Source organism: Bradyrhizobium erythrophlei (assembly GCF_042430365.1).
In the GTDB taxonomy this organism is placed as follows: domain Bacteria; phylum Pseudomonadota; class Alphaproteobacteria; order Rhizobiales; family Xanthobacteraceae; genus Bradyrhizobium; species Bradyrhizobium erythrophlei.
Window position 1 is genome coordinate 36506 of the sequence record NZ_JBHMET010000036.1, and the last position, 23190, is coordinate 59695.

The window sequence follows — 23190 nt, forward strand, 5'->3', positions numbered from 1 at the left end:
TGGGGCGTCAGGACCACACGACTTCGCCGTCCGCCCCACACGCACTCGTCAGTTGCGCATTCGGCGTCCACCGCATCCCACACCACGTTCGTGACGATCGCGAGCCGCCCCTCAGGATGAGACGGGCGGATTCATACACCGACTTTCGCTTCTAAAAAACAGAAATATTTCTTCTGCGGGGTCTTGACCCGTCGGGCAAATCAGTGATCGAGGTCATGAACGCCCCATCTCCGTGCAGCACGCTCCCGACCAGCAAGGATTTGTGCCCGCCTCACCCCTGCTTTTGCAGCACCGTCACGTGCAGACGGCGGCGGATCTCCATGCCTTGCCGCCGGTAAAGCGCGATTGCCGAGGTATTGCTGGTGAAGACGTGCAGGAACGGAATTTCCCCGCGCGCCGCGATCTGCCGCGAGACCGCCGCCAGCAGCGCCTGCGCATAGCCGCGCCCGCGATGATCCGGATGGACGCAGACCGCGGTCATCTCGGTGAAGTTGCCCGGCTTCATCCGCTCGCCGGCCATCGCGACGAGTTCGCCACCGACCCTTATGCCGAGAAACGTTCCGAGCTCATGCGTGCGCGTGCTGAACGGTCCGGGCTTTGTCAGCTCGGTCAACGCCAGCATCGCGGGCACGTCGTCGGCACCAAGCCTGACGATCTCGGCGCCGCGAAGCGAACTCTCCGCCGGCATGCCGATCATCTGCTCGCCGGTCTCGGCCAGCAGCACCTTGAACGTGTCAGGCGCGCTCACCGGATCGGGCGTGAACAGCACCGCGATCTCGGGCCCCGTCAGCAGCGCAGCCAGCGCGGCAAACCCCTCCGGCGACATCTCCGCCATATCGGCAAACGGCGTGACCGCAGGATGATAGCGACGCGCCAGCGCGCCGCCTTCGGCGAACATCTGCTGGCTGGTCGTCAACGCGCTCCAGATCGGGCGATCAAGCTGACGGATCGATAGGTCTGATGTGGACATGCGGTTCGCTCGCTGATGTTTGCACGCGAAATGAGCCGCATTGGGGCCGTGATGTCCAGCCGGACCGCGTTGCATCGATGATCGGCTCGCGCAAGCTTGATCGCGCCTTCCCGCTTGCCCGCTCGCAAAGTCGTGGCCATGTCGTGACGAGACACTTCTGAAGGAGGCCGGCGATGGGGTTCTCGGGCGGCTGCGCCTGCGGCGCGGTGCGGTACACGATCTCCGCGGAACCGATCCGCGGCTTCCAATGCCAGTGCCGCGATTGCCAGCGCGACACCGGCGGCGGTCACAGTTCGGTGTTCGTGTTCGCGCGCGATGCGTTGACCGTGACCGGCGAGGTTCGCGAGATCGCGCGAACCTCGGACGGCGGCACGATCAAGCGAAAGGGCTTTTGTCCTTCGTGCGGCTCGCCGATCTACAACAAGCCGGACAAGAGTCCCGAATTCGTCGGCATCTATGTCGGCGGCCTCGACGACGCCTCAGCATTCAAGCCGGCCGTCGCTCTGTTCTGCTCGCGCGGCTATGCCTGGGATCATCTCGACCCCGATCTCAGGAGATTGCCGGAGTGGTATCCGGCCCCGAGATAGGCCCGCGCCCTGGCCTCACCCCGGCGGCATCTTGTCGAATTTCGGCAACGCCGGATCGAGCTGGTCCCAGTCGTAACCGCGCACGGCGTATGTGACGGCCTGTGGCGTGAAACGCCGCGGGTCGTCGAGGCTCGCCGCGTGGATGGTGAAGAGTTCGGGCCGCGCCGCAAAGGTCAGGTACACCGGCGAACCACAGGTCGGGCAGAAGGCACGGGTCTTCACATTGCCGCTGTCGCCGATAATGTCCCAATGCGTCGCCTCGCCCCTCAGCGTCACGCCCTCGCGCATGAAGGTGAGGTAGGATCCGTGCCCCGTGCCGCTCTTGCGCTGGCAATCGCGACACTGGCAATGGTTGGTAAAAATCGGCTCGGCTGCGATCTTGTAGTGGATCGCGCCGCACGCGCATCCGCCGGTAAAGGCCTCGCTCATCACGTCTCTCTCCTGTCATCAAAGCGCCGTCGGGCGTCTTATGGAAACTGCGTCACGCCTTGTCGTCGACGAGCGCGACGAGGTCGCGGACGACAATCGGCCATCCCTCGCCCATGCCCTTGAAGGCGGTATGGTTCCTCGGCAGCACGAAGCCGGAATGGACGAGGCGAAGGCGCGTGCCTTCGGCGAGCCTCGACAGCGTCCAGGTGACGATGGTGTCCAGTCGCGCGCCGTAGCCGACATTGGCCTCGTGCCCGCCCCTCCACGAATAGGTGAGGCGCTGGTTCGGCACCACCTCCAGCACCTCGCAGTGAATGGTGCCGTCCCACTCGCCCGCCGGCTTGGTCCGGAACGTGAAGCACGTGCCTGTCTCGGCTGCGAACCCGGTCGGCGACATCGGTAGCCAACGAGCGATCAGCTCGGTCGTGGTCAGCACCTTCCAGATCGTCTCAGGCGCGTGCGGAAAGACCTCGTCGACGACGATGTTATGGGTGTCGGTGATCGGCACAGGGGCATTCATGGGTCAATCTCCTTCAGGAGGGTACGGAGGTCGGCGAACCGCTCGCGCCAGAACAGCGCGTAATGGCTCATCCAATCGGCGAGCGGCGCGAGCCCTTCGGGCTCGGCGCGATAGAAGACGTTGCGGCCTTCGGGGCGTTCAGCGACCAGTCCGGCCTGCTTCAGCGATTTGAGATGCTGCGAAATCGCGCCCTGGGTCACGCCGCTTCCCCGCGTGAGCTCCGCCACGGTGATCTCCGTCGCGCCAACGACGCGCTCGAAGACGGCCCGCCGGGTCGGGTCGGCGAGCGCGCGCATGACGGTATCGATGGGTGCGGGTGCGAGCATGTCGATAAATTAGTTAACACTAATGCATTAGTCAACACTAATTAATCGCCAGCCCACGCTTTCGTGAGTGGATGACCCGCGTGCCATCCGCGACGCCGCTCCGTCCCACAACTGCCCACTTGTCTGCCTTTGCGCGTCCGGCCTATGGCTTGGCGCATTCTCTGACCATTGCCACGGCATGACCCCCAAAGCCTTCGAAACTCGCTGCCTGCGCCTGCCCGCCGTCACCAAGGTGGTGCAGTGGGAAGGCACGTCGGTGTTCAAGGTCGGCGGCAAGATGTTCGCGCTCGCCGGCGGCTTCGTCGCGCAGTCCGGCGGCGGCTTCATGTTCAAGACCTCGACCATGGCCTACCAGCTCCTGATCGATCAGGGCCTGGCGCGCCCGGCGCCCTATCTCGCGCGCGCCACATGGGTGCAGCTCGTCGGCAACGACGCGTTGTCCGATTCCGAGCTCGCAGCCTATCTCACCCAGGCTCACGCATTGGTCGCAGCAAAGCTGACGCAAAAGTCGCGCAAGCTATTGGGGCTGGCATAATGCTCGGCCTGTCAGCGATGCGCGTGACCAGCTGACCCGGTCAGCCATCGAGTGGCTTGTCGATGCTCGGCCCTTGCCGGAGATCAGATCTTCCTGAAGCTCGATCGGTATTGTGCGGGTGAAACGCCGAGCCGTTCGCTGAACACGACGCGCATGCGGTCGGCGGAGCCGAAGCCGCAATCATAGGCGACTGCCTTCAGCGGCCGGTCGCTGCCCTCGAGCAGTCGCCGCGCGGCATCGACCCGCGCACGCTCGACGAATTCGTGCGGCGTGATGCCCGTCTCCTGCGCGAAGTAGCGGCCGAAATTGCGTACGCTCATGCCGACCGCTTCCGCGAGCGACTGCAACGTGTGACGCGCGCCGACATGCTGCATGATGTGGGCCTGCGCCCGCGCGATCGGCGAATCCTCGTCGACCGGTGCAGTGAGATAGGGACTGAACTGCGACTGGCCGCCCTGGCGCTGCGCGACCACGACCAGCCGTTTGGCAACCGCGACCGCGACCTGCGGCCCGTGGCGTTCGGCGACCAGCGCAAGCCCGAGATCGATTCCCGCCGTGACGCCCGCCGACGTCATCAGCCGCCCGTCGCGGATATAGATGCGATCATGCAGGACTTCGGCGGCGGGAAAGCGCGCGGCAAGCCGCTGCGCATTCTGCCAGTGCGTGGTCACCTTGTGGCCGTCGAGCAGCCCGGCGTGGCCGAGCGCGAAGGCGCCGGTGCAGATCGAACCATAGAGCTCGGCGCGCCCGGGCGCCGCGCGCAGCCATGGCGTCAGTTCCGGATCAGGCCCGGCGTCGGGCAATGCCGGTCCGCCGGCAACGAGCAGGATGTCGAATGTCCCCTGCGCCTCGGCGAAGCCGAGGTCGGCCGCGATCCTCATGCCGTTCGATGCGCGCAGCGGTTCGCGGTTGCCGGCCACCAGCACCGTCTCATAGCCGTCGCCGGCCGCGACGAAGGCGTTCGCCTCCGCGAACACGTCGACGGGCCCGGCGACGTCAAGCGCCTGCACCCCTTCGTGGATCGCGATTGCCACCTTCTGAACCGCCATGCCCTTCCCTCCGCTCATTGGCGCGAAACGACGTGTCGTTGGCCCGATCCGGCGGAGCCCCATCGTTGCGGCCGGCGGCCGGATCACCGAGAGATGTCGCCCAGGGATCGCAGACCGTTTCGCTCGGCGATTCCGGATAAGCCGCAGAGAACGCCCGCCGCACGCGTGGAGCAACGCCACGGCGCCGTCTTGCCACAGGAAGGAGTGCCTTGAAATGACCGACATCATCGCCGGGATCCGGGTGCCCGACAGCGCCATGGCCCGCGCCGCGACCCAGCTCGTCCGCGACACCGAGGACGACCTGCTCTACAACCACAGTCGCCGGGTGTTCTTCTGGGGCGCGCTGACCGGCGATCGCCGCGGCCTCAACTACGATCCCGAACTGCTCTATATCGGCGCGATGTTTCACGACATGGGCCTGACGGACGCCCATTCGAGCCCCGATCTCCGCTTCGAGGTCGACGGCGCCAATGCGGCGCGCGACTTCCTCAAAGGCTATGGCGTGCCCGAGCGCGACATCGAGGACGTCTGGACAGCGATCGCGCTGCACACCACGCCCGGCATTCCCGAATACATGCGCCCCACCGTCGCGCTGGTGACGGCCGGCGTCGAGATGGACGTGCTCGGCATCGCCTATGACGACTTCTCGCACGACCACCGCGACCATGTCTGCGCGCATCATCCGCGCGAGGCGAACTTCAAGGCTGATATCATCGACCACTTCGCCAAGAGCATCATCAAGAAGCCGCAGACCACCTTCGGCAACGTCAAGGCCGACGTGCTGGCGCTGAAGGATCCGAGCTACCGCCGCATCAACTTCTGCTCGATCATCCTCGGCTCGAAATGGCCGGGATGATCGGGCGCGGATTACGCGCTGCGCGCCGGACCGCCGTCCGGGCCGGGATCGGTGCCCGAGGCCCTGAGTGCGAGCCGGCCCAGATAATGTGCCCATCCCTTGTTGTGGCTGGCGCACTGGGCCTCATTGGGCAGGCCGCTATGCGTCATCCGCAGCAAGGTGCCGCTGTCGTGGTCGACCAGGTCGATCTCGATCAGGCTCGATCCGGGCGACACCTCTTCGCTGCCCTCCCACCCGAACGTGTAGGCGAGACGATGCACCGGAACGACCTCGCGGAACGCGCCGCGCGCGACTTTCGCGCGATCACCGGCAACGCCCTTGAGGAGATAGAGCCCGCCCGGATGGGTCTCGGTGGCAGCCTCCAGGCCCATCCAGCTCACGATCTTCTGCGGATCGGTCAGAAACGCGAAAACGGTCGAAGGCGGAGCGGCGATCTGGATCTCGCGCCGGACAACGAGCGGTTCTGTCATCGGTACCTCCTGTGAAACCACCCCGTGATAGCTAGGAATTCGGGATAGCGCGTGACAAGGGTGGCACGTCACCCCCATGATGGGCCGATGCAGCTTCCTTCGACGCTTTCCTGGCTCGTCGACACAGCCGCCGAGACCGCGGGCGCCGACCGGTTGCTTGCGGAACTCGGCGCGCATCTGGTGGCGGACGGCCTGCCGCTCGCCGGCGGCACGCTGACGCTCGCCGTCCCGCACCCCCTGATTGCACGCCGCACCTGGCTGTGGCGCGCCGACAGCGGCGACGTCATCGAGGCGCTGGGATTTGCACCCGAAGGACTTGCCATGCTCGAAGCAAGGCCGTCCGCCGGCCGGCGCTGGCTCGCCGAACTCGCGTCCGGTCCTGTCCATGAGGACACGATCGGCCGTGGCGAAGACGGACCGATGCTGAGCTGGATCGGCCCGCGTCCGTTCACGCCTGACGAGACCGACCAGTTGAGCCAGGCCGCGCGCTTCGCCGCAGCGCCGCTTGCCGTTCTCGCCACGCGCGCGACGTTGACCGCGGCGCTGGAGGCCTATCTCGGCCGGCGTAGCGCGGCGCGCGTGCTTGTCTCCCCGTTGCGACGCAACACCGGCGAGACCATCAAAGCAGCCCTGCTCTTTGCCGACCTGCGCGGCTTCACCATGCTCTCCGAAAGCCACCCACCGGCTGAGGTGATCGCGGCGCTCGATGCCTGGTTCGATCGCATCGCCGGGGCGATCCATGCGTTCGGCGGCGAGGTGCTGAAATTCATCGGCGACGGCATCCTCGCGATCTTTCCGGTCACGACAAGCGCGCGCAGCGCGTGCGAGGCGGCGCTCCGCGCGGTGTCCGCTGCCCGCGTCGGAATGGCCCATCTCGATGCGGACCGGCGCAAGCACGGCCTGCCACCGCTGTCGTTCGGCGCCGCGCTGCATCTCGGCGAGATGCTGTGGGGCAATATCGGCGCCGCCGATCGCCTCGACTTCACCGCGATCGGCCCGGCCGTCAATCTGGTCAGCCGGCTGGAAGGACTGTGCAAGCCGCTGGAGAAGACCGTGCTGGTGTCGGGCGCGCTCGCTGCCGAGACCGACATGCCGCTGGTCCCGCTCGGGACGCATGAGTTGCGCGGAATCGCGCGGCCATGCGCGGTGTTCACTCTGCCCGAGGATTGAACCGATCATCTGACAAGCCTCAGCCAGGGCGCCAAATGGAAGGCGCTCATCAGCGCGTACATCGCAACCATTCCACCGAGCGGTGACGCGTCGTGCATGCTCGCGCAGACCATGTCGACCGGTCCGCCGAACGCAGAGACCAGCGCCATAATCGCGAAGATGGGCGCGGCCGCGAGCGACAGGAAGCGCGCCACACCAACGGCGGCCGCGTTGCCGCGCTTGGCACCGGTGTTCTCCGCGGCAGGCCGCTCCTCGCACGTCACGGTCATTTGATCGGTCATTGCTGCTCTTCCTGATCGATCAACGCGTGTCGTAGCGATCGTGATGGCGCCACCAGACGCCGTCGGCCTCGTTGCGGCCCTTCGGCGCGCGGTCGAGCCAGGGGTAGATGCCCCAGATGCCGTCGAGGCCGCGCGCATAGGTGGAATAGGTGTGATAGATCGTGCCGTCCTCCCGCACGAACGCGCTCATGCCGGGCCGGTCGCGGAGAAACGTTGCGGTGTCGGTCCCGGCCAGCGCCGCATGGGAGTCCGCGGCGCCGCCCTCTTCGCCCGCGCGCCACACGAACGCCGGCTCGCGGCGGTAGTTGTAGTCGATATTGCCCGTGCGCTGCTGTTCCTCGGTGAACCAGACGTTGAAGTCACGGTTGAAATCGCCGGGAGACGAGGACGCCCAGGGAAAGCTCCAGCCCATCCGCTGCTTGAACGCCTGCAGCTTCGCAAGCGGCGCCCGCGAGACCGCCCAGAGCATCACGTCGTGGTTGGCAAGGTGAACGGCATACCCGTTGAAGCCGTCCGCGATCATCGAGCAGGACGGACAGCCGGCCGCATAGTCGGGCCCGAACATGAAATGGTAGATCAGGAGCTGCGAGCGGCCCTGGAACAGGTCCGCCAGCAACACCCTCCCGCTGTCGGTGTCGAAGCGATAATCCTTGTCGATCCGCACCCATGGCAGGTCCTGCCGCTGCCGTGCCACTTCGTCGCTGCGGTGCGTCAAGTCCTTCTCCGCCTTGAGCAGTTCCAGCCGGGCCGCAAGCCATTCCGCGCGCGTTCCAATCGTGTGACGGGTCATGATCCTTCTCCTGGACATGCTGGTTTGTCGTCGCGTGGTAGGTTAGGACCGGTGCAGGGACGGTGAGAGTGACAAGTGTGTCGGGATTTCGATGGACTCGCTGATCACGGCTGCGGCGCGCGCGCTTGCCGTCGGTGACCCGATCGGTGCGCTGAAACGGGTCGCGCTGCGCGACGACGCGCCGGCGCTGGCGCTGCGCGGCATCGCGATGGGCCGGCTCGGCGATTTCGTCCGCGCCAAGGACCTGCTGCGGCGTGCCGCGCGCGGCTTCGGCCCGCGCGAGCCGATGGCCCGCGCGCGCTGCGTCGTCGCCGAGGCCGAAATCGCCCTGGTGTCGCGCGACCTCGGCTTTCCCGCGAAGACTCTCGATGCGGCGCGCGTGACGCTCGAAAAGCATGGCGACGCCGCGAATGCCACCCATGCCCGCTATCTCGAGGTGCGCCTCCTGCTCCTGGTCGGACGCCTCGACGAGGCCGAGCGCATGCTTGGCGATCTCGACCCCGCGCCCTTCCCGCCCGCCTTGCGGGTCGGCCACGAGCTCGTCGTCGCGGGGATCGCGATGCGACGGCTCCGCAGCGGCGCGGCGCGTGCGGCACTCGCGCGGGCTGCACAGGCCGCGCAGCGTGCAGGCATCGCGGCGTTGACGGCTGAAGTCGAAAGCACAGCACGTCTGCTGATCATGCCCGCGGCGCGTTTGATCGCACGCGGCGGGGAGCACCCACTCCTGCTCGAGGACGTCGAAGCTCTGCTCGCGTCAAAAGCGGTCGTCGTCGATGCCTGCCGCCACGTCGTCCGCAGCATCGGCACGGCGGTCTCTCTCACCAGGCGACCGGTGCTGTTCACGCTGGCGCGCGCGCTCGCCGAAGCGTGGCCCGAGGACGTGTCGCGCGGCACGCTGATCGCACAGGCGTTTCGCGGCAAGCACGCCGATGAATCGCATCGCGCGCGGTTGCGGGTCGAGATCGGCCGGCTGCGCCGGGCGCTGCGGCCGCTCGCCGGCGTGCGCGCGACCGCGCAGGGGTTCGTGCTGGAGCCGCGCGTCGCGCGCGAGGTCGTGGTGCTGGCGCGTCCGGTCGAGGAGGAACACGCGGCGGTGTTCGCATTCCTCGCCGACGGCGAGGCCTGGTCGAGTTCTGCGCTGTCGCTTGCACTCCGCGCGAGCCAGCGCACCGTGCAGCGGGCGCTCGACGAGCTCGCGGCGTCGGGCAAGGTGCAATCGATCGGCCGCGGGCGGGCGCGCCGCTGGATGACCCCGCCGGTGCCGGGATTCACGACGACCTTGTTACTCCCGGCACCGCTGCCGAGCGGCTAGGATCGCGCCGCCTAACAAGCGATCAGGAGCACGACATGAAGCGATCCGCCGCCGACATCATCCGTGAATACGGTCCCTTCCCCGGCGTCGAGAGCGTGCATGGGGTGACCTTCGACGGGGAGCAGGTCTGGTTTGCGGCCGGCGACCGGATGATCGCCTTCGATCCCGCCAGCGGCAAGATGGTGCGCGCGATCGACGTCGCAGCCCATGCCGGCACCGCCTTCGACGGCCGCCATCTCTATCAGATCGCGGAGGATCGGATTCAGAAGATCGATCCGAAGACCGGGCGCGTCGTATCGACGATCCCCTCGCCGGGCGGCGGCAAGGATTCCGGGCTCGCCTGGGCCGAAGGCACGCTCTGGGTCGGACAGTATCGCGACCGCAAGATCCACCAGATCGATCCCGAGACCGGCACCATCTTGCGCACCATCGAGTCCAACCGCTTCGTCACCGGCGTCACCTGGGTCGACGGCGAGCTCTGGCACGGCACCTCGGAGGACGACGAGAGCGACGTGCGGCGCATCGATCCGCTAACCGGCGAGGTGCTGGAGCGTCTCGACATGCCGAAAGGCGCGGCCGTCTCCGGGCTCGAATCCGATGGACGCGATCAGTTCTTCTGCGGTGCCGGCAGCACCAGCAACAAGGTCCGCGCCGTCCGTCGCCCGAAGCGAAGCGCGCGCGGGTGATGCCGCGCACCCCGCGTGCATCGCCGCGTCACGCCGGCACTGGCTCCGGCCGCGCCACCGCGGGCACCGGGCGGAACGTCATGATGATCAGGAAGGCGCCGAGGCCCATCGCAAAGGAGCCGACATAGAGCCACGTGTAGCTCGCGAACGTGTCGTAGATCAGGCCGCCGGCGAGCGGTCCCGTCGCCATGCCGAGGCTGCCGGCCATCGCGGTGCCGCCGATTACGGTGCCCATCATCCTGAGCGGGAAGTTTTCGCGCACCAGAACGGAATAGAGTGGCATGGTGCCGGCATAGATGAAGCCGAACGCCGCCGCCACCGCGTAGAACGCAGCAAGCTCGCGCACGAAGACGTAGCCGAGCGCGCCGAACGCCTGCGCGAGCAGCGCCAGCGTCAGCACGCGCTTTGCGCCGAAGCGGTCGCCGAGCAGGCCGAAGGCAAGGCGGCCGCCCATCCCTGCGAGCCCCTCCACGCTGTAGATCGTGACTGCCGCGATCATCGGGATGCCGCAGGTGATCGCATAGCTCACGGTGTGGATGATCGGGCCCGAATGGGTGGCGCAACAAAAGAAATTCGTCGCGATCAAAATGATGAACTGCGGCGAGCGCAGCGCCTGCGCGAGCGACATCTCCGGCTCCCCGTTGCCGGGCGCGGCGGATTGCGCGACCTGGAGCGCCGGCGGTCGCCGCACCAGGAGCGACACCGGGATCATCAGGCCGGCAACGACGGCGGCCACGATCAGCATCGAGGTGCGCCAGTCATGATTGGAGACGAGCCAGGCCGCGAGCGGCGACATCGTCATCGGCGCCATGCCCATGCCCGCCGACACCAGCGAGACGGCGAGACTACGATGGGTGTCGAACCAGCCGGTGACGCAGGCCATCATCGGCGCGAAGATCGCCGCGGTGGCGCCGCCGACCATCACGCCGAAGACGAACTGAAACACGAGCAATGACGGCGCGAAACTCGCCAGTGCGAGGCTCGCCGCCAGCACGACCGACCCCGTCAGCACCACCGGCAGCGGCCCGAACCGATCGGACAGCGTACCCCAGATCATGCTGGTGAACGCCATCGCGAGGAACCCGATCGTCATGGCGCTGGAGATGCCGGTGACCGACCAGCCGGTCTCCCGCGCCATGGGCTGCAGGAACACCGGCAGCGAGAACATGCCGCCGATCGCGACGCAGCCGAGCAGGCCACCGGCTGCGACAATCACCCAGCGATAGTGCGAATTGGTCATTTCCGGATCTCCAATGCAGGTCTCTCCGGGTGGAAGACGAACGGGACCTGCCGGAACCGACAGGCTGCGCCGCCGCCCGCTCACGTTTTTGCGAGCGTGGCGGCGTCTAGCGCAGCATGCAGACTATCAAAGCGGGTAGCGCGCGACCCGATCGCCGTCGAAGCGACGGTCTCCCAGGCCCCCTGCCTGGCAGGACGATCAGCGGTCCGCCAGCTTGCATCCGGGCTGCGGGGCGATCTCGCCAAGCGCGCGGACCTGCACGAGGGCGGCGCCTTCCGTCTTCGCGATGAACATGCTCATTGCGGCGTGGTGATCGCGGCCGAGCGTCACCGGTCCGGTCGGCGACGGGATCGTTAGCCCGGCCATGGCATCGATGACGGCTTCCCTGTCGACCTTGCCGGCCTTCGCGATCGCAGCCTTCAGCGCCATCAGCGTGTTGTAATGCGTGACGACATAGTTCGACACGGCGACATCCGCACCGGCTTCGGCGCGGGCCTTTGCGACAAACACCTTGACCACGGGATCGTCGCTCGCCGCGACCGACGGCACCACCGCATACATGTTCTGGCCCTTGCCGCGGAAAATGCCGAGATCGATCTCCGACAGACCGAGGAAAGCGACAGTGACGTCCTTCAGCAATCCCTGCTCGTCCGCCTGACGGATGAAATCGATGCCGTCGCCCTTCAGCGCAAACAGCAGCACCTTGGCCTTGCTCGCGGCGACTTCCCTGATCAGCGGCGTGAAATCCGTCTCGGTTCCGAGCGTGTATTTCGTCCCGACGACCTTACCCCCGAGTTGCTCGATCAGCGGCCGGGCGATGTCCAACATCTGGTGCGGCCAGACCCGGTCGGCGCCGAGCAGGAAATAGCTGTTGCCGAAGGTTTGCGTCATGTAGGGCAGCAACTGCCCCAGCTCCTGGTTCGGAACGGTGCTGAACGAAAACAGGTACCGGCTACATTTGCCACCTTCGTAGTTCGTGGCGTAGAGCAGCGGCGTCTTCAGGTTTTCGGCGATCGGCACGATCGCGTTCAGGTTTCGCGACGTGATCGGTCCGACCACCGCCAGGACGCCGTCCTTTCTGATCGCCGGCAGCCTCCTGACCATGCCCACCGCGCAGGCGCAACAGGCCGGCGTGACGCGCATCGACCTGCAGCGGCACGACCTCAGCGCTCCCGGCCGCGAAGCGGTGCAGGTGCGCGTCGATCTCGCACCGGGCGTGGCGTTCGGCCAGCATACCCATCCCGGCGAAGAGATCATCTACGTGCTGTCAGGCTCACTGGAATACGCGGTCGCGGGCAAGCCGCCGGTGACGCTGCAGGCCGGTGACGTGCTGTTCATCCCTGCCGGTACGGTCCATGCAGCAAGAAATGTCGGCAGCACCCCCGCGAGCGAGCTTGCGACCTACATCGTCGAGAAGGGCAAACCGCTGCTGACGTTGGTCAAGTGATGCGCGATTGCGTCTCGTCTGCCGTCGACCGCGTCGACCTGCATGTCGACGCGGCCCTGGCCTGCTCCCACGTGGCGAGCTATTTCTTCGCCACCTCGAGAAGCGTGTTGTAGATCCACTCGGTCCCCTGCCGGATGGCGTGGACGCCGATCCGCTCGTCGTTGCCGTGCATCCGGCTCAGGATGTCATCGTCCAGCGGATACGGGTAAATGCCATAGACGGGAACGTTGCGCTCCCGCCAGGCCGTTGCATCGGTTCCTGCCTCGAACATCGTCGGCACCAGGACGGCGTCTTTCCAGACCCGCTTCGCGTTGCGGTCAAGCGCTTCGTAAAGTGCAGTGTTGACTGGCGAAGCCGGAGTGTTCGCACGCTTCCGGTAGTAGTCCGCGGCTTCCTTCTGGGCCATGGGCGTCACGATGCTGACGTCGATCTCCGGATCCGCAATCACGCGCCTGATCTCCGCCATCATCTGATCCGCCGTCGTCCCCGGCAAGAGCCGGGTGTTCACGATCGCCTTCGCGTCACCGGGGATCACATTGGGCTTGATGCCGGCCTCGATCATGGTGATGACCATCGTATCGCGGAGCAGCGCGTGCAGCAGGAGGCCGTCCTTGGGATTGTCGGAAACAAGCTTCTTGCCTGCCGCTTCGAGTGCACCCTGATCCTTCGCGTCCAGCAGCAGCTTGATGTCCGACGCCGTTTGGGCAGAGCTGATCGGGAGCAGTGCCTTGAAGTAGGCCTCGGTCGCCGGCACGATCCTGACCATCGGATCGCGCGCCGCGAGCTTTGCCAGAGCCGCGATCAAGCGATCGTTTGCCATCTCCCCCGACGGGAGCGGGCGCGAGGAATGCCCGGAGCGGCCGGTCGATTTCAGCGCAAAGGTGACGGAGAGCTTTTCCGCCGTCGTGACGTTGATCTGCCGTACCGTCCCGTCCTGCCGCTGCAGCACGTAGCCGCCTTCGTTCAGCGCGAACTCCGCATCGATCTTGTCCCAGTGATCCTTTGCCAGCCAGCTCGTATGGTACTGCCCCTGCTCCTCGTCGGCCTCCGCCAGGAGGATGACGTCGCGCGCCAACGACGTCTTCTCCTCCGCAAGCCGCATCACGGCGCTTGCGAACACGGCAAGCCCACCCTTGAAATCCATCGCGCCTCGTCCATAGACGAAGCCATCCTTCTCGGTGCCGGCGAACGGCTCCTCGGGCCATTTCTCGCGCTCGACCGGAACGACGTCGGCGTGAGCGGCCAACAGGACCGGCTTCCTGGAGCCGTCACCGCGCAGCCGCGATGAAGTGAGCCGCCTTTCCATTGGGAGCGACGATGATGTCGACCTTGGCACCGAGCGGCTCGAACTGCGACTTCAGGTACTCCGCCAGCGCACGCGTGTCTCCCGGCCCATTTGACGTATCGAAGGCGATCAGCTTCTTCAGCAACGCAACGGTCTTGTCTCCCTGCGAAGGAGCGGCGGATTCCGCAACTGCATGGCCTGTCCCCACGCCGAGAGGCCCCGCGGCAAGGGCCAGTGCCGCAAGGCGACGACCTTTGATCTGCAATGTCATAGTTTCATTTCCTCATGCGCCTTGTGTTTTGTTTTTCCCCGCGCGCTCAGCGCACACGACACGGGGACCAGGCTCGGCCTCCGGACCGCTCCTCGGATACAGAACCCTCAGGAGGAACGCCGCAGCCAACGTCACGATGGCAATGCCGGCCGACAAATACAACGCCCCTGCATTGCCCAGCCGGTCGATGACAACAGCATAGATCAGCGGCGCCGCCGCAGGCAGGACGAAGCTCGGCACGATGAGCCGGCCGACGAGCGTGCCGTAACTGCGATGGTCGAACAGAACAAGCGGCAGCGTCCCCCGCGTGATCGTCAGGATGCCGTTGCAGGCGCCGTACAACAGCGCGAACGCAATCGCCATTTCCCGTGAGGACCCGCTGAGCAACCCGGCGATAAAGGACACCGGTATGATCAGGCAGGCCAAGAGATTGAGTTCGACAGGATCGATCCGTCGGCCGAACAGCACTTCGCAAAGGCGCGCCGCAGACTGCCCGACCCCTCGCAACGTCGCGATCCACACGGCCACCGAGGCGCTCAACCCCAGGCCGGCAAGGACTGCGATCATGTGGGCCGACATGCCCGCGTTGAGAAAGTTGGCGCCCGTGGCAATCACCGCATAGAGCCCTCCTGCGAGGACGACCTGCTGCCGGCTCGCCGCCAGCGGCCGCCTTGGTCCCGCGGCGTCAGCGCGCGGTCGACCGGCATATCGCCGGCCCGGAATCGTCAAATAGAGCGGAACCGTCAGAACCGCGAATCCCGCATAGGCGAGTAACGCCGCGCGCCAGCCGAATTGCTCCGAGAGAATATGTCCGAGCGGCCAGAACACCGTGGCGGCTAATCCGCCGGGCAGCGTGATCTCCGACATTGCGCGGCGCGCGCCCGCCCCGCCGATCCGGGCCAGCGCCGCGAAGGCGGCATCGTAGAGCGTCATTCTCATACCGAGACCGAGGACGATCCACGAACCGACATACGCTTCGACGTGATGCGACAAAGCGAGACCGGCACAGCCGGCGGCATTCACGACGGCGCCCGCCACCATGACGTCCCGGCCGCCACGGCGATCGACCAACCTGCCGACCAGCGGTGAGCTCAACCCCATCACCAGTAGCGAGGCGGCGAAGCCGCCGTAGACGACGTCACGGCTCCAGCCGAGATCGGCAGCGATCTGCTCGCCGAAGCCTCCGATCAGATAGTAGGTGACGCCCCAGGATACCAGTTGGCCAAGCCCGAGGGCGACGACGACCCGGCGTGCGATCACCTCGGAAACTCTCCGGTGCCAGACGGAGCTGCGGAGGCACCCGGACCAAGCGCCCGCTGCATCAGGACGGTGTCGACCCATTGCCCGAGTTTGAAGCCAACCGACCACAGCGTACCCACCGGCAGGAAACCCAGGCGGCCGTGCAACGCGATGGATCCGGCGTTTCCGCTGTTGCCGATCACGGCGAGCATCTGCCGCCACGGCCCTGCTTCGCAGCGCGCGATCAATTCCCGCAGCAACGCCGCGCCGATGCCACGTCCACGCATCGCCTCGGACACGTAGACCGAGTCCTCGATCGTATGGCGATAGGCCGGCCGTGGCCGGTACGATGTCGCGTAGGAATAGCCGGCGACGCGTCCATCGATCTCGGCCACGAGATACGGCAGGCCTGCGGCCAGCACGGCGGCACGGCGCGTGCGCAGTTCCTCGACGGTCGGCGGCACCTCTTCAAAGCTCGCCAGCCCGTGCAGCACATGATGTTCGTAAATCCGCTGCACGTCGGCCATGTCGGTTTCCGTCGCATCGCGGATCGTGATGTCACGATGCACCGCCGCCCTCGCCGCCGCTCTCATCCAAGTCTCCCTTCAGTCGACCTTCACCTTGCGCGCAGCACCGCCCCCGTTCGACCTCGCATCGCGAGAGCCCGATATCCCTGAGCAGATGATCATCCAGCTCACGCAACGCCGCCCATCGCCGGATCCGCGAGTGCGGCGAGGCCGTGAGGTAGCGCGCCAGCTCGATCAGAAAATCGCCCATCGTCGCGACGCCCCACAATGCTCGCCCTGATCTCGTGAAACCGGAAGAAGCCGTTCGCATTGCCCAAGCATGCCGGTCCACGTTATATAAAGGAAGCTTTGGAAACTTATGCCGAGCATAAGAGATACTTTGATGAAGAACCTCAATCTCGACTATTTGCAGAGTTTCCTCGTGGTGATCGAGTGCGGCAGCTTCTCGGCCGCCGCCGAACGGCTGCAGCTCACCCAGCCCGCGGTCAGCCTGCAGGTTCGGCAGCTCGAAAGAAGCCTCAATGCGACGCTGATCGAACGTGTCGGGAGAAAGGCACGGCCGACGGCCGCCGGGACGGCGTTGCTGGCGCACGCGCAGCAGATCAACACCGCGGTCGCCTCGGCCGTCGACGCCGTCGCGAACCATACAACCGGAACTGCGGGACGCGTTCGACTGGGGACCGGCGCCACCGCATGCATCTTCCTACTGCCGCCGATTCTGAGGGAGCTGCGGACGGCGTTCCCCGCCCTTGAGATCACGGTCACGACGGGAAACACGGCCGAGATCGCCAGGGCGATCGAGGACAACACGATCGATATCGGGCTGGTGACGATGCCAGTGTCCGGGCGAAGTTTCGAGATCACGCCCGTGCTGAACGACGAGTTCGTCCTGATCGCTCCCGCCGCCATGCCGCTGCCTGCGCGGATTACGCCAGCGGTTCTGTCGACCAGGCCGGTCCTGCTGTTCGAGCCCGGCGGACACACCCGGCGCATTGCCGACGAGTGGCTGGCGCGCGGCGGCGTATCGATCAAACCGCTGATGTCCCTCGGCAGCGTCGAGGCCATCAAGGAAATGGTGCGCGCCGGATTGGGCTGCGCGATCCTTCCGGGCATGGCGTTGTCAGCGAAAGGCAGGCAACGGGATTTGGTCGTGCGGTCGCTGTCGCCAAAGCTCCATCGTCGGCTCGCGGTCGTGGTTCGCCGCGACAAGCGGCTTGATCGCGGATTGAGAAAGACGCTGGCCGCCCTGAAGGCGATCTCGCAGAAAGGCGACCATCACCTGGGATAGTGCTGCCCCCGGGTGATGACCGCCTCCCCGCGCCGGTTTACTCCGGGCACTGAACTTTGGCCTCCGCGAGCGAGCGCGGGTTGAAGATCATGAAGCTGATCGCCGCCATGATCCAGACGCCGATGCCGCCATAGAGCATCACCCAGCCAAAGCCGTTCACGAGCGCCGCATGCACGACGGATGGCGACAGTCCGGGCATCGATACGGCGTTCCCCGCTGCAATCTGCTCGGCGAGACGATGCAGCTCGGAAGCCCCCAGATTGGGGATCGCGCCCCGCAGATGCGCTTGCACGCCGCTCGCCAGGATGAAGCCCATCACCGCGATGTTGACGGCGAGCGCGACCATTCGCGCGCTCATGTCGATGCCCGACGCCATGCCGGCGCGGTCGCTCGAAACGGATCCCGTTGTGGTGTTGGTGACCGGTGTGTTGGTGATGCCAAGGCCAATTCCGGCAATCAGGCACCCCGGCAGCATGGTCAGCCAATTCGGCTGGCTGGCGGCGCTGCCGAACTTCATCAGGATGAAGCCGAGGCCGATCGTGAACAGCCCGGCCGGAATGACCAGGCTCGGCTGATAGCGCAGCGACAGCCGCTCCGCGAATGGCGGCATCACCAGCGTTGGCAGCGTATAGGCCAGCAACGCCATGCCGGCGAACACACTGTCGTAGCCGAGCCCGAACTGGAACCAGATCGGCAGATAGATCATGAACGGCCAGTAGCTCGTGTTCATCGCCGACGAGCCAACGATCGCGCCGGAGAACGGGCGGATGCGGAACACCGAGAAATCGAACATCGGCCGTGGGCTGACCCTTTCGGCAATCACGAAGGCGACGAGGCTCGCGACCGACGAGCCGAGGACCGCAAGGCCGGTCGGGCTGGCGAAGCCGATATCCGGTCCCTGGGTGATGTAAAAGGCGAGGCAGAACACCGCCAGTGACAGCGTCAGGATGCCCGCGATGTCGAGATGACCCGGCTGCGGATCCTTCGATTCATGCACGCCGGTCACGCCGAGCGCGAGCGTCAGCACCGCAAGCACCACGTGGACGAGAAACACCCACTGCCAGCTCGAGACCGCGACGATGCCGCCGCCGATGATCGGCCCGAAGCCGAGACCAATCCCGAAGATCACGCCCCACCAGCCCCAGGCGATCGCGCGCACGCGCCCGCCCTGAAACTCGTGCGACAGCACCGCGATCTGGCAGATCAGCATCGCGCCGCCGCTGAGCCCCTGAAGGAAGCGTGCGACGATCAGCGGGGCGACGCTGCCGGCGACGCCGCATAGCAACGAGGTGAGGCCGAAGGCGGCAACCGAGATCAGAAAGAACCGCTTGCGCCCGTAGCGATCGGCCAATGTGCCTGTCGCCATCAGCACGGTCGTGACCGCGATCGTGTAGGCGTTCATCACCCATTGCAGTTGCTTGTAATCCGCGTGCAGCACCTGCTCCAGGGTCGGCAGGATCGCGGGAATGCTCGAGATCTCCAATCCAAACATCAGGCACGCAAGGCACATGGCGGACAGCACAACGGTGCCGCGACGGCTCAGTTCAGTGGGCATGGTTCGGCCTTTCGCAGTTACGACGCCAATGACATAGCCTCGCTGCTGCCGGGGTACTGGCAGCAGCGACATCCCGCCTGGCGCACGATCAGTTGAAGCGGCGGCGGGAAACCCGCGCGCCGCGATGTCATGCGGCGCAAGCTAGGCAGCGCTTGATCATTTTAGAATTGGATCAATATATATTTCAGCGACAACAAAACCGGATGGTTCGCATGACCACGCTCGACGTCGACGCGGTGAAGGCCTTCGTGGCGATCGCCGATCTCCAGAGTTTTACGCGCGCAGCAGAGGCGCTTGGCACCACGCAAGGGGCGATCAGCGTGAAGCTGAAGCGGCTGGAAAACCGCGTCGGGCACAGGCTGATCGAGCGGACGCCGCGGCTGGTGCGTGTGTCGGCGCAGGGCGCGGTGTTCCTCGAATCCGCACGCGACCTGCTCGCCGCACACGACCGCGCCGTCGCCGGACTATCGTCCGGCCGCCGCCGCTTCTCGCTCGGCATCGCCACCATGTCGGCGGGCCGGAGCTTCCGACATTGCTGGCACGGCTGCATGCCCACGATCCGGCACTCACCATCGAAGTACGGCTCGACGACTCCCGCGACCTGCTCGACGCCTTCGATCGCGGCGACATCGATGCGGCGATCATCCGCCGCGAGGACGATCGCCGCGACGGCGAGGTCCTCGCAACGGATCAGTTCGGCTGGTTTGCCACGCCGGACTTCGTCCATCGCGACGGCGAGCCGCTGCGGCTGGCGGCCTCATCGCCGTCCTGCGGGGTGCTCAACATCGCCACGCGTGCGCTCGACGCGGCAGCAATCCCATGGACCGTGGTGTTCCTCGGCTGTGGTTCCTTTGCCGTCGCCGAAGCCGTCTCGGCGGGCCTTGCCACCTCGGTGTTCTCCCGCCGCCTGACGCCGCCCGGCACGGTCGAGGTGAGCCGGCGCTTCGGCCTGCCAGCCCTTCCCGCATCCGAGATCGTGCTGCTCTCGACGCTGTCGGATGCGAAGTCGCGCGCCGCGCTGCGAACGCTTGCGACCGCGTTTCGCGAGCACCGTCCGCCGGCAACTGCAGAGACCATCGCGAGCGGTGCCCGCAATCCCCGTAAGCTGAACGGCGCCACGCGGGTGTGATCGCGCCCGCGCGCTATCGTCGCGCGCGGGTTGCCGCGGCGTCGGGACGCTTGCCCTCCAGAAGCCCGCGCTCCGTGGCGAACGCCCTGGCGAGACAATCCAGCGTGGCGCGGATGCGCGCGGTGCGCTTCAGATCGTCATGCGTCAACAGCCAGAGCGCCGATCGCGGCTCGGCCAACGCCTTCGGCGTGACGCGGCGCAGCCCGGGCGCGAGATCGCCGACGTAACACGGAAGCAGCGCAAGCCCCAATCCGGCAAGCGCCGCGTCGCGCAGCGCCGGCAGCGCATCGACGCGGCAGGCGATCGGCGCCGTGCCCAGCTTGTCGCGCATCCAGCCGGCGATCACGGTGCCGGCAAGGGCGTCGTCGAGCCCGATCCAGTCATGGCCGGACAAGTCCTTCGCGCCGCACCGGGCGAGATAGGCGCGCGAGCCGTAGACCGCGTGCGCGATATCGGCGATGCGCCGCCCGACCAGCATCTCCGAGGGCGCCGGCGTCGGCCGGATCGCGATCTCGGCCTCGCGCCGCGTCAGGTTCGCCATCGTGTTGGAGATCGCGATCTCGAGCCGGATGTCCGGATGCTGGGCGCGCAGCGCCGGGACATGACGCATCAGCAGCGCGCCCAGCGTATCCGTCGTGGTGATCCGCACCGTGCCTGACGGCCGCAGATCCTGGCCCGACAGCTTGCGCTCGAGCGTCAGCACCTCATCCTCGAGGCGGGCCGCCGTCGCCGCCGCGGTCTCGCCGGCTGGCGTCGGCGCATAGCCGTCGCGGAAGCGCTCGAACAGCCGCGTGCCCATCGTCGCCTCGATGGCGCCGAGCCGGCGAAACACTGTCGAATGCGTGACGCCGAGCCGGCGCGCGGCCCCGGAGAGCGAGCCCTCGCGAAACACCGCAAGCACGAGACGCAGATCGCTCCAGTCCAGGGGATTGTGCATTTTTGCAAAGTCCGTTGGCCGAACTCGATGATAGCTGATCGCCAATGAACAGGCCAGATAACCCGGGTCGATCGGCCATCACGGCCTCGGCCGGCGTCGATGATGCAGCGAGGTGCAGCGTGACGAGCGAGACTGTCGAACATTCGGAATTCCAATATGCCGGCCAAGCCAAGGGAGCGCCGCGGCGGTGGCTCGCCTTGCCGGTGCTGCTCACCGGCGCCTTCCTGCCGATCCTCGACTTCAACGTCGTCAACCTGGCGCTGCCGGCGATTCGCGAGAACCTCGGCGCGACGTCGAGCGAGGCGCAGTTCGTCATCTCGGCCTATGCGGCGACCTACGCGGTGTTCCTGATCACCGGCGGCCGGCTCGGCGACCTGTTCGGCCGCCGGCGGATGTTCCTCTTCGGCGTCGCCGGCTTCACGGTCGCCTCGGTGCTGTGCGGCATCGCTTGGTCGCCCGCGGCGCTGGTCGCCGGGCGGATCCTGCAGGGCCTCACCGCGACCGTGATGGCACCGCAGGTGCTGGCCTCGATCCGCGTGCTGTTCCCCGCCGCCGAGCAAGGCCGCGCGCTTGGCTTCTACGGCGCGACCTTCGGCCTCGCCAATATCTGCGGCCAAGTGCTGGGCGGCGTCCTGGTGTCGTCTCATCCGTTCGGCCTCGCCTGGCAGGCGATCTTCCTCATCAACGTGCCGATCGGCCTTGCCGCGTTCATCGGCGGCCTCGTCTTCTTGACCGACTCGCGCGCCGAGCGTGCAGAGCGGCTCGATGTCGGCGGCGTGATCCTGCTGTCGCTCACGCTTGGCCTGCTCGTCTATCCGCTGGTGGAAGGGCGCGAGAGCGGATGGCCGGCCTGGATCATCGCGATGCTGACAGCCGCGCCGGTTGCGCTCATCGCCTTCATTCGCTTCGAAGCCCGCCTGTCGGCCCGCGGCGGCGATCCGCTGGTGGCGCTGCATCTAATGCGCAACGCCGGTTTCGTGATCGGCCTCGTGATGGCGCTCGCCTTCTACATGCTGTCCTCGTTCTATCTCACCTTTGCGGTCTACCTGCAGAATGGACTGCACGAGACGCCGCTGAACGCCGGGCTCGCCACGCTCCCCTTCGCCACCGGCTTCTTCGTCGCCTCGCTGCTGTCGGCTCACGTGATGCAATGGCTCGGCACGCGCGCGCTGACGCTGGGCTTTGGCCTGCAGGTCGTCGGCTTCGGCGGCATGATGCTCGTGGTCGGCGGCGTGATTCCGCGCGGACTCGAGATCGGCCTCGTCTGCGCCGGCCTCGGCTTCGGCACCGTGATGCCGTCAGTCATCAAGGCCGTGATCGGCAGCCTCGACCCGCGCTATGCCGGGCTGGCCTCGGGGATGATGATCTCCACCTTCCAGATCGGCGCCGCGCTCGGCGTCGCTGTCATCGGCGGTGTGTTCTATGGCCTGCTCGGGCCGCGGCCGGATACCGAGGCCTACGCGCACGCCTTCACGATCGCGCTCGGCTGCAACGTGGCGCTGCTGGCGCTGGCCGGCGGGCTGTCGCTATGGCTATCCCGCGCAACACGAATGTGAACGACGATCGGCAGCGATAGCCCAAAGGCGCGCGCCGACATAGGATGGGACTCATGACCATCCGTCCGATCATCCGCTACCCCGACCCTCGGCTCGCGCTCCCCGCGCAGCCCGTCACCATGTTCGATGACGCGCTTCGCGAACTCGCAAGCGACCTCACCGAGACCATGCACGCCGCGCCCGGCATCGGGATCACCGCGCCGCATATCGGCGTTTCCCTGCGCGTCGTGGTGCTCGACCTCGACGACAGCGACGGCGCGCGGACCTATGTCAATCCGGAGATCGTTTGGACTTCGCCCGAGATGATCCTGCATCGGGAAGGCAGCGTCTCGATGCCCGGCGTCAATGACGAGGTCGAGCGACATGCCCGCGTCCGGATCCGCTATCAGGACGTCTACGGCAACATGCAAACCGAGGAGTCCGAAGGCCTGCGCGCGGTCTGCCACCAGCATGAGATCGATCAGCTCAACGGCATGTTCTGGGTCAAGCGGCTGTCCCGCATCAAGCGCGAGCGGCTGGTCAAGCGATTTGAGAAGATGTCGCGGAGCTAGCTCGTCGGCGCGCCGTACAGGACGCACGTTCTCCGATTCAATTGTCAAACAGCGATAGGGATAAGCGTCCGCATCCTCGCGACGTGAACCGCCCGAGTTATGCATCTCGTTCCGCCCTCTCATCGAACAGAGGGCGCAGGGAAAGCCGGGTGCCGATTGCACCCATGGGTCCCGTGCAACAAAA

The 23190-nt window shown here is 66.5% G+C and carries 27 protein-coding genes and 1 pseudogene; 11 read left to right on the forward strand and 17 right to left on the reverse strand.

Annotated features, from left to right (window positions below; genetic code table 11):
- Positions 1-271 precede the first annotated feature (271 nt).
- Positions 272-970 (reverse strand): GNAT family N-acetyltransferase, encoded by a 699-nt coding sequence (locus ACFFWD_RS05350; RefSeq protein WP_376962200.1) that lies wholly within the window; start codon positions 968-970, stop codon positions 272-274.
- A 173-nt stretch (positions 971-1143) separates the two neighbouring features.
- Between ACFFWD_RS05350 and ACFFWD_RS05355 the strand changes: the two genes are divergently transcribed.
- On the forward strand, positions 1144-1557 hold the full coding sequence (locus ACFFWD_RS05355; RefSeq protein ID WP_376962202.1) for a GFA family protein: 414 nt from the start codon (positions 1144-1146) through the stop codon (positions 1555-1557).
- 15 nt (positions 1558-1572) lie between these two features.
- Here the strand turns inward: ACFFWD_RS05355 and ACFFWD_RS05360 are convergent, their stop codons facing one another.
- Genes ACFFWD_RS05360 through ACFFWD_RS05370 form a run of 3 tightly spaced genes read right to left on the reverse strand, consistent with a single transcriptional unit; the run spans position 1573 to position 2832 of the window.
- A complete protein-coding gene (locus ACFFWD_RS05360) occupies positions 1573-1986 on the reverse strand; it encodes a GFA family protein (protein WP_376962457.1) in 414 nt (137 codons plus the stop codon).
- Between the two features lie 52 nt (positions 1987-2038).
- A complete protein-coding gene (locus tag ACFFWD_RS05365; RefSeq protein WP_376962204.1) occupies positions 2039-2506 on the reverse strand; it encodes an SRPBCC family protein in 468 nt (155 codons plus the stop codon).
- On the reverse strand, positions 2503-2832 hold the full coding sequence (locus ACFFWD_RS05370) for an ArsR/SmtB family transcription factor (RefSeq protein WP_376962206.1): 330 nt from the start codon (positions 2830-2832) through the stop codon (positions 2503-2505). Before ACFFWD_RS05370 ends, ACFFWD_RS05365 begins: the two co-directional genes overlap by 4 nt.
- Positions 2833-3010: 178 nt before the next feature.
- Here ACFFWD_RS05370 and ACFFWD_RS05375 point away from each other — a divergent pair, with 178 nt between their 5' ends.
- Entirely contained in the window at positions 3011-3367 is a 357-nt protein-coding gene (locus ACFFWD_RS05375) for an MmcQ/YjbR family DNA-binding protein (RefSeq protein ID WP_376962208.1), read from the forward strand.
- A gap of 83 nt (positions 3368-3450) precedes the next feature.
- On the opposite strand, the gene ACFFWD_RS05380 is transcribed toward ACFFWD_RS05375, so the two are convergent.
- Positions 3451-4416 (reverse strand): GlxA family transcriptional regulator, encoded by a 966-nt coding sequence (locus ACFFWD_RS05380; protein WP_376962210.1) that lies wholly within the window; start codon positions 4414-4416, stop codon positions 3451-3453.
- 214 nt (positions 4417-4630) lie between these two features.
- Between ACFFWD_RS05380 and ACFFWD_RS05385 the strand changes: the two genes are divergently transcribed.
- On the forward strand, positions 4631-5272 hold the full coding sequence (locus ACFFWD_RS05385) for an HD domain-containing protein (RefSeq protein ID WP_376962212.1): 642 nt from the start codon (positions 4631-4633) through the stop codon (positions 5270-5272).
- Positions 5273-5283: 11 nt separating this feature from the next.
- Here the strand turns inward: ACFFWD_RS05385 and ACFFWD_RS05390 are convergent, their stop codons facing one another.
- Positions 5284-5742, reverse strand: coding sequence for an SRPBCC family protein (locus ACFFWD_RS05390; protein ID WP_376962214.1), 459 nt, complete (start codon positions 5740-5742; stop codon positions 5284-5286).
- An 87-nt stretch (positions 5743-5829) separates the two neighbouring features.
- Between ACFFWD_RS05390 and ACFFWD_RS05395 the strand changes: the two genes are divergently transcribed.
- Positions 5830-6912: an adenylate/guanylate cyclase domain-containing protein gene (locus tag ACFFWD_RS05395; RefSeq protein WP_376962216.1), complete on the forward strand. Its 1083-nt coding sequence runs from the start codon at positions 5830-5832 to the stop codon at positions 6910-6912.
- 5 nt (positions 6913-6917) lie between these two features.
- Here ACFFWD_RS05395 and ACFFWD_RS05400 read toward each other — a convergent pair whose 3' ends face one another.
- Complete coding sequence (locus ACFFWD_RS05400; protein ID WP_376962218.1) at positions 6918-7193, reverse strand: hypothetical protein; 276 nt, start codon at positions 7191-7193, stop codon at positions 6918-6920.
- 19 nt (positions 7194-7212) lie between these two features.
- Positions 7213-7983, reverse strand: coding sequence for a DUF899 domain-containing protein (locus ACFFWD_RS05405; protein ID WP_376962220.1), 771 nt, complete (start codon positions 7981-7983; stop codon positions 7213-7215).
- 91 nt (positions 7984-8074) lie between these two features.
- On the opposite strand from ACFFWD_RS05405, the gene ACFFWD_RS05410 reads away from it, so the two are divergent.
- Positions 8075-9295, forward strand: a complete 1221-nt coding sequence (locus ACFFWD_RS05410) for a winged helix-turn-helix domain-containing protein (protein WP_376962222.1) — start codon at positions 8075-8077, stop codon at positions 9293-9295.
- A 35-nt stretch (positions 9296-9330) separates the two neighbouring features.
- Entirely contained in the window at positions 9331-9981 is a 651-nt protein-coding gene (locus ACFFWD_RS05415; RefSeq protein WP_376962224.1) for a Vgb family protein, read from the forward strand.
- 28 nt (positions 9982-10009) lie between these two features.
- Here the strand turns inward: ACFFWD_RS05415 and ACFFWD_RS05420 are convergent, their stop codons facing one another.
- A complete protein-coding gene (locus tag ACFFWD_RS05420) occupies positions 10010-11221 on the reverse strand; it encodes an MFS transporter (protein ID WP_376962226.1) in 1212 nt (403 codons plus the stop codon).
- 198 nt (positions 11222-11419) lie between these two features.
- Positions 11420-12325 carry an ABC transporter substrate-binding protein gene (locus tag ACFFWD_RS05425; protein ID WP_376962228.1) on the reverse strand — a complete coding sequence of 302 codons (906 nt, stop codon included), beginning with the start codon at positions 12323-12325 and terminating at the stop codon, positions 11420-11422.
- Here ACFFWD_RS05425 and ACFFWD_RS05430 point away from each other — a divergent pair.
- A complete protein-coding gene (locus ACFFWD_RS05430; RefSeq protein WP_376962230.1) occupies positions 12324-12668 on the forward strand; it encodes a cupin domain-containing protein in 345 nt (114 codons plus the stop codon). The two genes, ACFFWD_RS05425 and ACFFWD_RS05430, sit on opposite strands and share 2 nt — an antisense overlap.
- A 79-nt stretch (positions 12669-12747) precedes the next feature.
- Here the strand turns inward: ACFFWD_RS05430 and ACFFWD_RS05435 are convergent, their stop codons facing one another.
- Genes ACFFWD_RS05435 through ACFFWD_RS05455 form a run of 5 tightly spaced genes read right to left on the reverse strand, consistent with a single transcriptional unit; the run spans position 12748 to position 16240 of the window.
- Positions 12748-13914 carry a M20/M25/M40 family metallo-hydrolase gene (locus ACFFWD_RS05435; RefSeq protein ID WP_376962232.1) on the reverse strand — a complete coding sequence of 389 codons (1167 nt, stop codon included), beginning with the start codon at positions 13912-13914 and terminating at the stop codon, positions 12748-12750.
- A gap of 22 nt (positions 13915-13936) precedes the next feature.
- Positions 13937-14224 (reverse strand): hypothetical protein, encoded by a 288-nt coding sequence (locus tag ACFFWD_RS05440; protein WP_376962234.1) that lies wholly within the window; start codon positions 14222-14224, stop codon positions 13937-13939.
- 12 nt (positions 14225-14236) lie between these two features.
- Positions 14237-15484 (reverse strand): MFS transporter, encoded by a 1248-nt coding sequence (locus ACFFWD_RS05445; protein WP_376962235.1) that lies wholly within the window; start codon positions 15482-15484, stop codon positions 14237-14239.
- Complete coding sequence (locus ACFFWD_RS05450; protein ID WP_376962237.1) at positions 15481-16056, reverse strand: GNAT family N-acetyltransferase; 576 nt, start codon at positions 16054-16056, stop codon at positions 15481-15483. The genes ACFFWD_RS05445 and ACFFWD_RS05450 overlap by 4 nt, the downstream gene beginning before the upstream one ends.
- Positions 16022-16240, reverse strand: coding sequence for a DUF1127 domain-containing protein (locus tag ACFFWD_RS05455; RefSeq protein ID WP_376962239.1), 219 nt, complete (start codon positions 16238-16240; stop codon positions 16022-16024). Before ACFFWD_RS05455 ends, ACFFWD_RS05450 begins: the two co-directional genes overlap by 35 nt.
- Before the next feature lie 132 nt (positions 16241-16372).
- Here ACFFWD_RS05455 and ACFFWD_RS05460 point away from each other — a divergent pair, with 132 nt between their 5' ends.
- Positions 16373-17278: a LysR family transcriptional regulator gene (locus tag ACFFWD_RS05460; protein ID WP_376962241.1), complete on the forward strand. Its 906-nt coding sequence runs from the start codon at positions 16373-16375 to the stop codon at positions 17276-17278.
- A gap of 37 nt (positions 17279-17315) precedes the next feature.
- On the opposite strand, the gene ACFFWD_RS05465 is transcribed toward ACFFWD_RS05460, so the two are convergent.
- Positions 17316-18833 (reverse strand): MFS transporter, encoded by a 1518-nt coding sequence (locus ACFFWD_RS05465; protein WP_376962243.1) that lies wholly within the window; start codon positions 18831-18833, stop codon positions 17316-17318.
- 212 nt (positions 18834-19045) lie between these two features.
- On the opposite strand from ACFFWD_RS05465, the pseudogene ACFFWD_RS05470 reads away from it, so the two are divergent.
- Positions 19046-19962 (forward strand): annotated as a pseudogene (locus ACFFWD_RS05470) (LysR family transcriptional regulator).
- A gap of 13 nt (positions 19963-19975) precedes the next feature.
- Here ACFFWD_RS05470 and ACFFWD_RS05475 read toward each other — a convergent pair.
- The gene (locus ACFFWD_RS05475) at positions 19976-20899 is read right to left on the reverse strand and encodes a LysR family transcriptional regulator (protein WP_376962245.1); all 924 of its coding nucleotides are present in this window, start codon (positions 20897-20899) and stop codon (positions 19976-19978) included.
- A gap of 119 nt (positions 20900-21018) precedes the next feature.
- Here ACFFWD_RS05475 and ACFFWD_RS05480 point away from each other — a divergent pair, with 119 nt between their 5' ends.
- Entirely contained in the window at positions 21019-22455 is a 1437-nt protein-coding gene (locus tag ACFFWD_RS05480; RefSeq protein ID WP_376962247.1) for an MFS transporter, read from the forward strand.
- Between the two features lie 53 nt (positions 22456-22508).
- Positions 22509-23006, forward strand: coding sequence for a peptide deformylase (locus tag ACFFWD_RS05485; protein WP_376962249.1), 498 nt, complete (start codon positions 22509-22511; stop codon positions 23004-23006).
- The last annotated feature ends 184 nt before the right edge of the window (positions 23007-23190 follow it).

Bases quoted from the DNA above. Each gene is read 5' to 3' on its own strand.
- ACFFWD_RS05350 (WP_376962200.1), bottom strand. From the start codon at position 970: ATGTCCACATCAGACCTATCGATCCGTCAGCTTGATCGCCCGATCTGG.
- ACFFWD_RS05355 (WP_376962202.1), top strand. From the start codon at position 1,144: ATGGGGTTCTCGGGCGGCTGCGCCTGCGGCGCGGTGCGGTACACGATC.
- ACFFWD_RS05360 (WP_376962457.1), bottom strand. From the start codon at position 1,986: ATGAGCGAGGCCTTTACCGGCGGATGCGCGTGCGGCGCGATCCACTAC.
- ACFFWD_RS05365 (WP_376962204.1), bottom strand. From the start codon at position 2,506: ATGAATGCCCCTGTGCCGATCACCGACACCCATAACATCGTCGTCGAC.
- ACFFWD_RS05370 (WP_376962206.1), bottom strand. From the start codon at position 2,832: ATGCTCGCACCCGCACCCATCGATACCGTCATGCGCGCGCTCGCCGAC.
- ACFFWD_RS05375 (WP_376962208.1), top strand. From the start codon at position 3,011: ATGACCCCCAAAGCCTTCGAAACTCGCTGCCTGCGCCTGCCCGCCGTC.
- ACFFWD_RS05380 (WP_376962210.1), bottom strand. From the start codon at position 4,416: ATGGCGGTTCAGAAGGTGGCAATCGCGATCCACGAAGGGGTGCAGGCG.
- ACFFWD_RS05385 (WP_376962212.1), top strand. From the start codon at position 4,631: ATGACCGACATCATCGCCGGGATCCGGGTGCCCGACAGCGCCATGGCC.
- ACFFWD_RS05390 (WP_376962214.1), bottom strand. From the start codon at position 5,742: ATGACAGAACCGCTCGTTGTCCGGCGCGAGATCCAGATCGCCGCTCCG.
- ACFFWD_RS05395 (WP_376962216.1), top strand. From the start codon at position 5,830: ATGCAGCTTCCTTCGACGCTTTCCTGGCTCGTCGACACAGCCGCCGAG.
- ACFFWD_RS05400 (WP_376962218.1), bottom strand. From the start codon at position 7,193: ATGACCGATCAAATGACCGTGACGTGCGAGGAGCGGCCTGCCGCGGAG.
- ACFFWD_RS05405 (WP_376962220.1), bottom strand. From the start codon at position 7,983: ATGACCCGTCACACGATTGGAACGCGCGCGGAATGGCTTGCGGCCCGG.
- ACFFWD_RS05410 (WP_376962222.1), top strand. From the start codon at position 8,075: ATGGACTCGCTGATCACGGCTGCGGCGCGCGCGCTTGCCGTCGGTGAC.
- ACFFWD_RS05415 (WP_376962224.1), top strand. From the start codon at position 9,331: ATGAAGCGATCCGCCGCCGACATCATCCGTGAATACGGTCCCTTCCCC.
- ACFFWD_RS05420 (WP_376962226.1), bottom strand. From the start codon at position 11,221: ATGACCAATTCGCACTATCGCTGGGTGATTGTCGCAGCCGGTGGCCTG.
- ACFFWD_RS05430 (WP_376962230.1), top strand. From the start codon at position 12,324: ATGCCCACCGCGCAGGCGCAACAGGCCGGCGTGACGCGCATCGACCTG.
- ACFFWD_RS05425 (WP_376962228.1), bottom strand. From the start codon at position 12,325: ATGGTCAGGAGGCTGCCGGCGATCAGAAAGGACGGCGTCCTGGCGGTG.
- ACFFWD_RS05440 (WP_376962234.1), bottom strand. From the start codon at position 14,224: ATGACATTGCAGATCAAAGGTCGTCGCCTTGCGGCACTGGCCCTTGCC.
- ACFFWD_RS05450 (WP_376962237.1), bottom strand. From the start codon at position 16,056: ATGAGAGCGGCGGCGAGGGCGGCGGTGCATCGTGACATCACGATCCGC.
- ACFFWD_RS05455 (WP_376962239.1), bottom strand. From the start codon at position 16,240: ATGGGCGATTTTCTGATCGAGCTGGCGCGCTACCTCACGGCCTCGCCG.
- ACFFWD_RS05460 (WP_376962241.1), top strand. From the start codon at position 16,373: ATGAAGAACCTCAATCTCGACTATTTGCAGAGTTTCCTCGTGGTGATC.
- ACFFWD_RS05465 (WP_376962243.1), bottom strand. From the start codon at position 18,833: ATGCCCACTGAACTGAGCCGTCGCGGCACCGTTGTGCTGTCCGCCATG.
- ACFFWD_RS05475 (WP_376962245.1), bottom strand. From the start codon at position 20,899: ATGCACAATCCCCTGGACTGGAGCGATCTGCGTCTCGTGCTTGCGGTG.
- ACFFWD_RS05485 (WP_376962249.1), top strand. From the start codon at position 22,509: ATGACCATCCGTCCGATCATCCGCTACCCCGACCCTCGGCTCGCGCTC.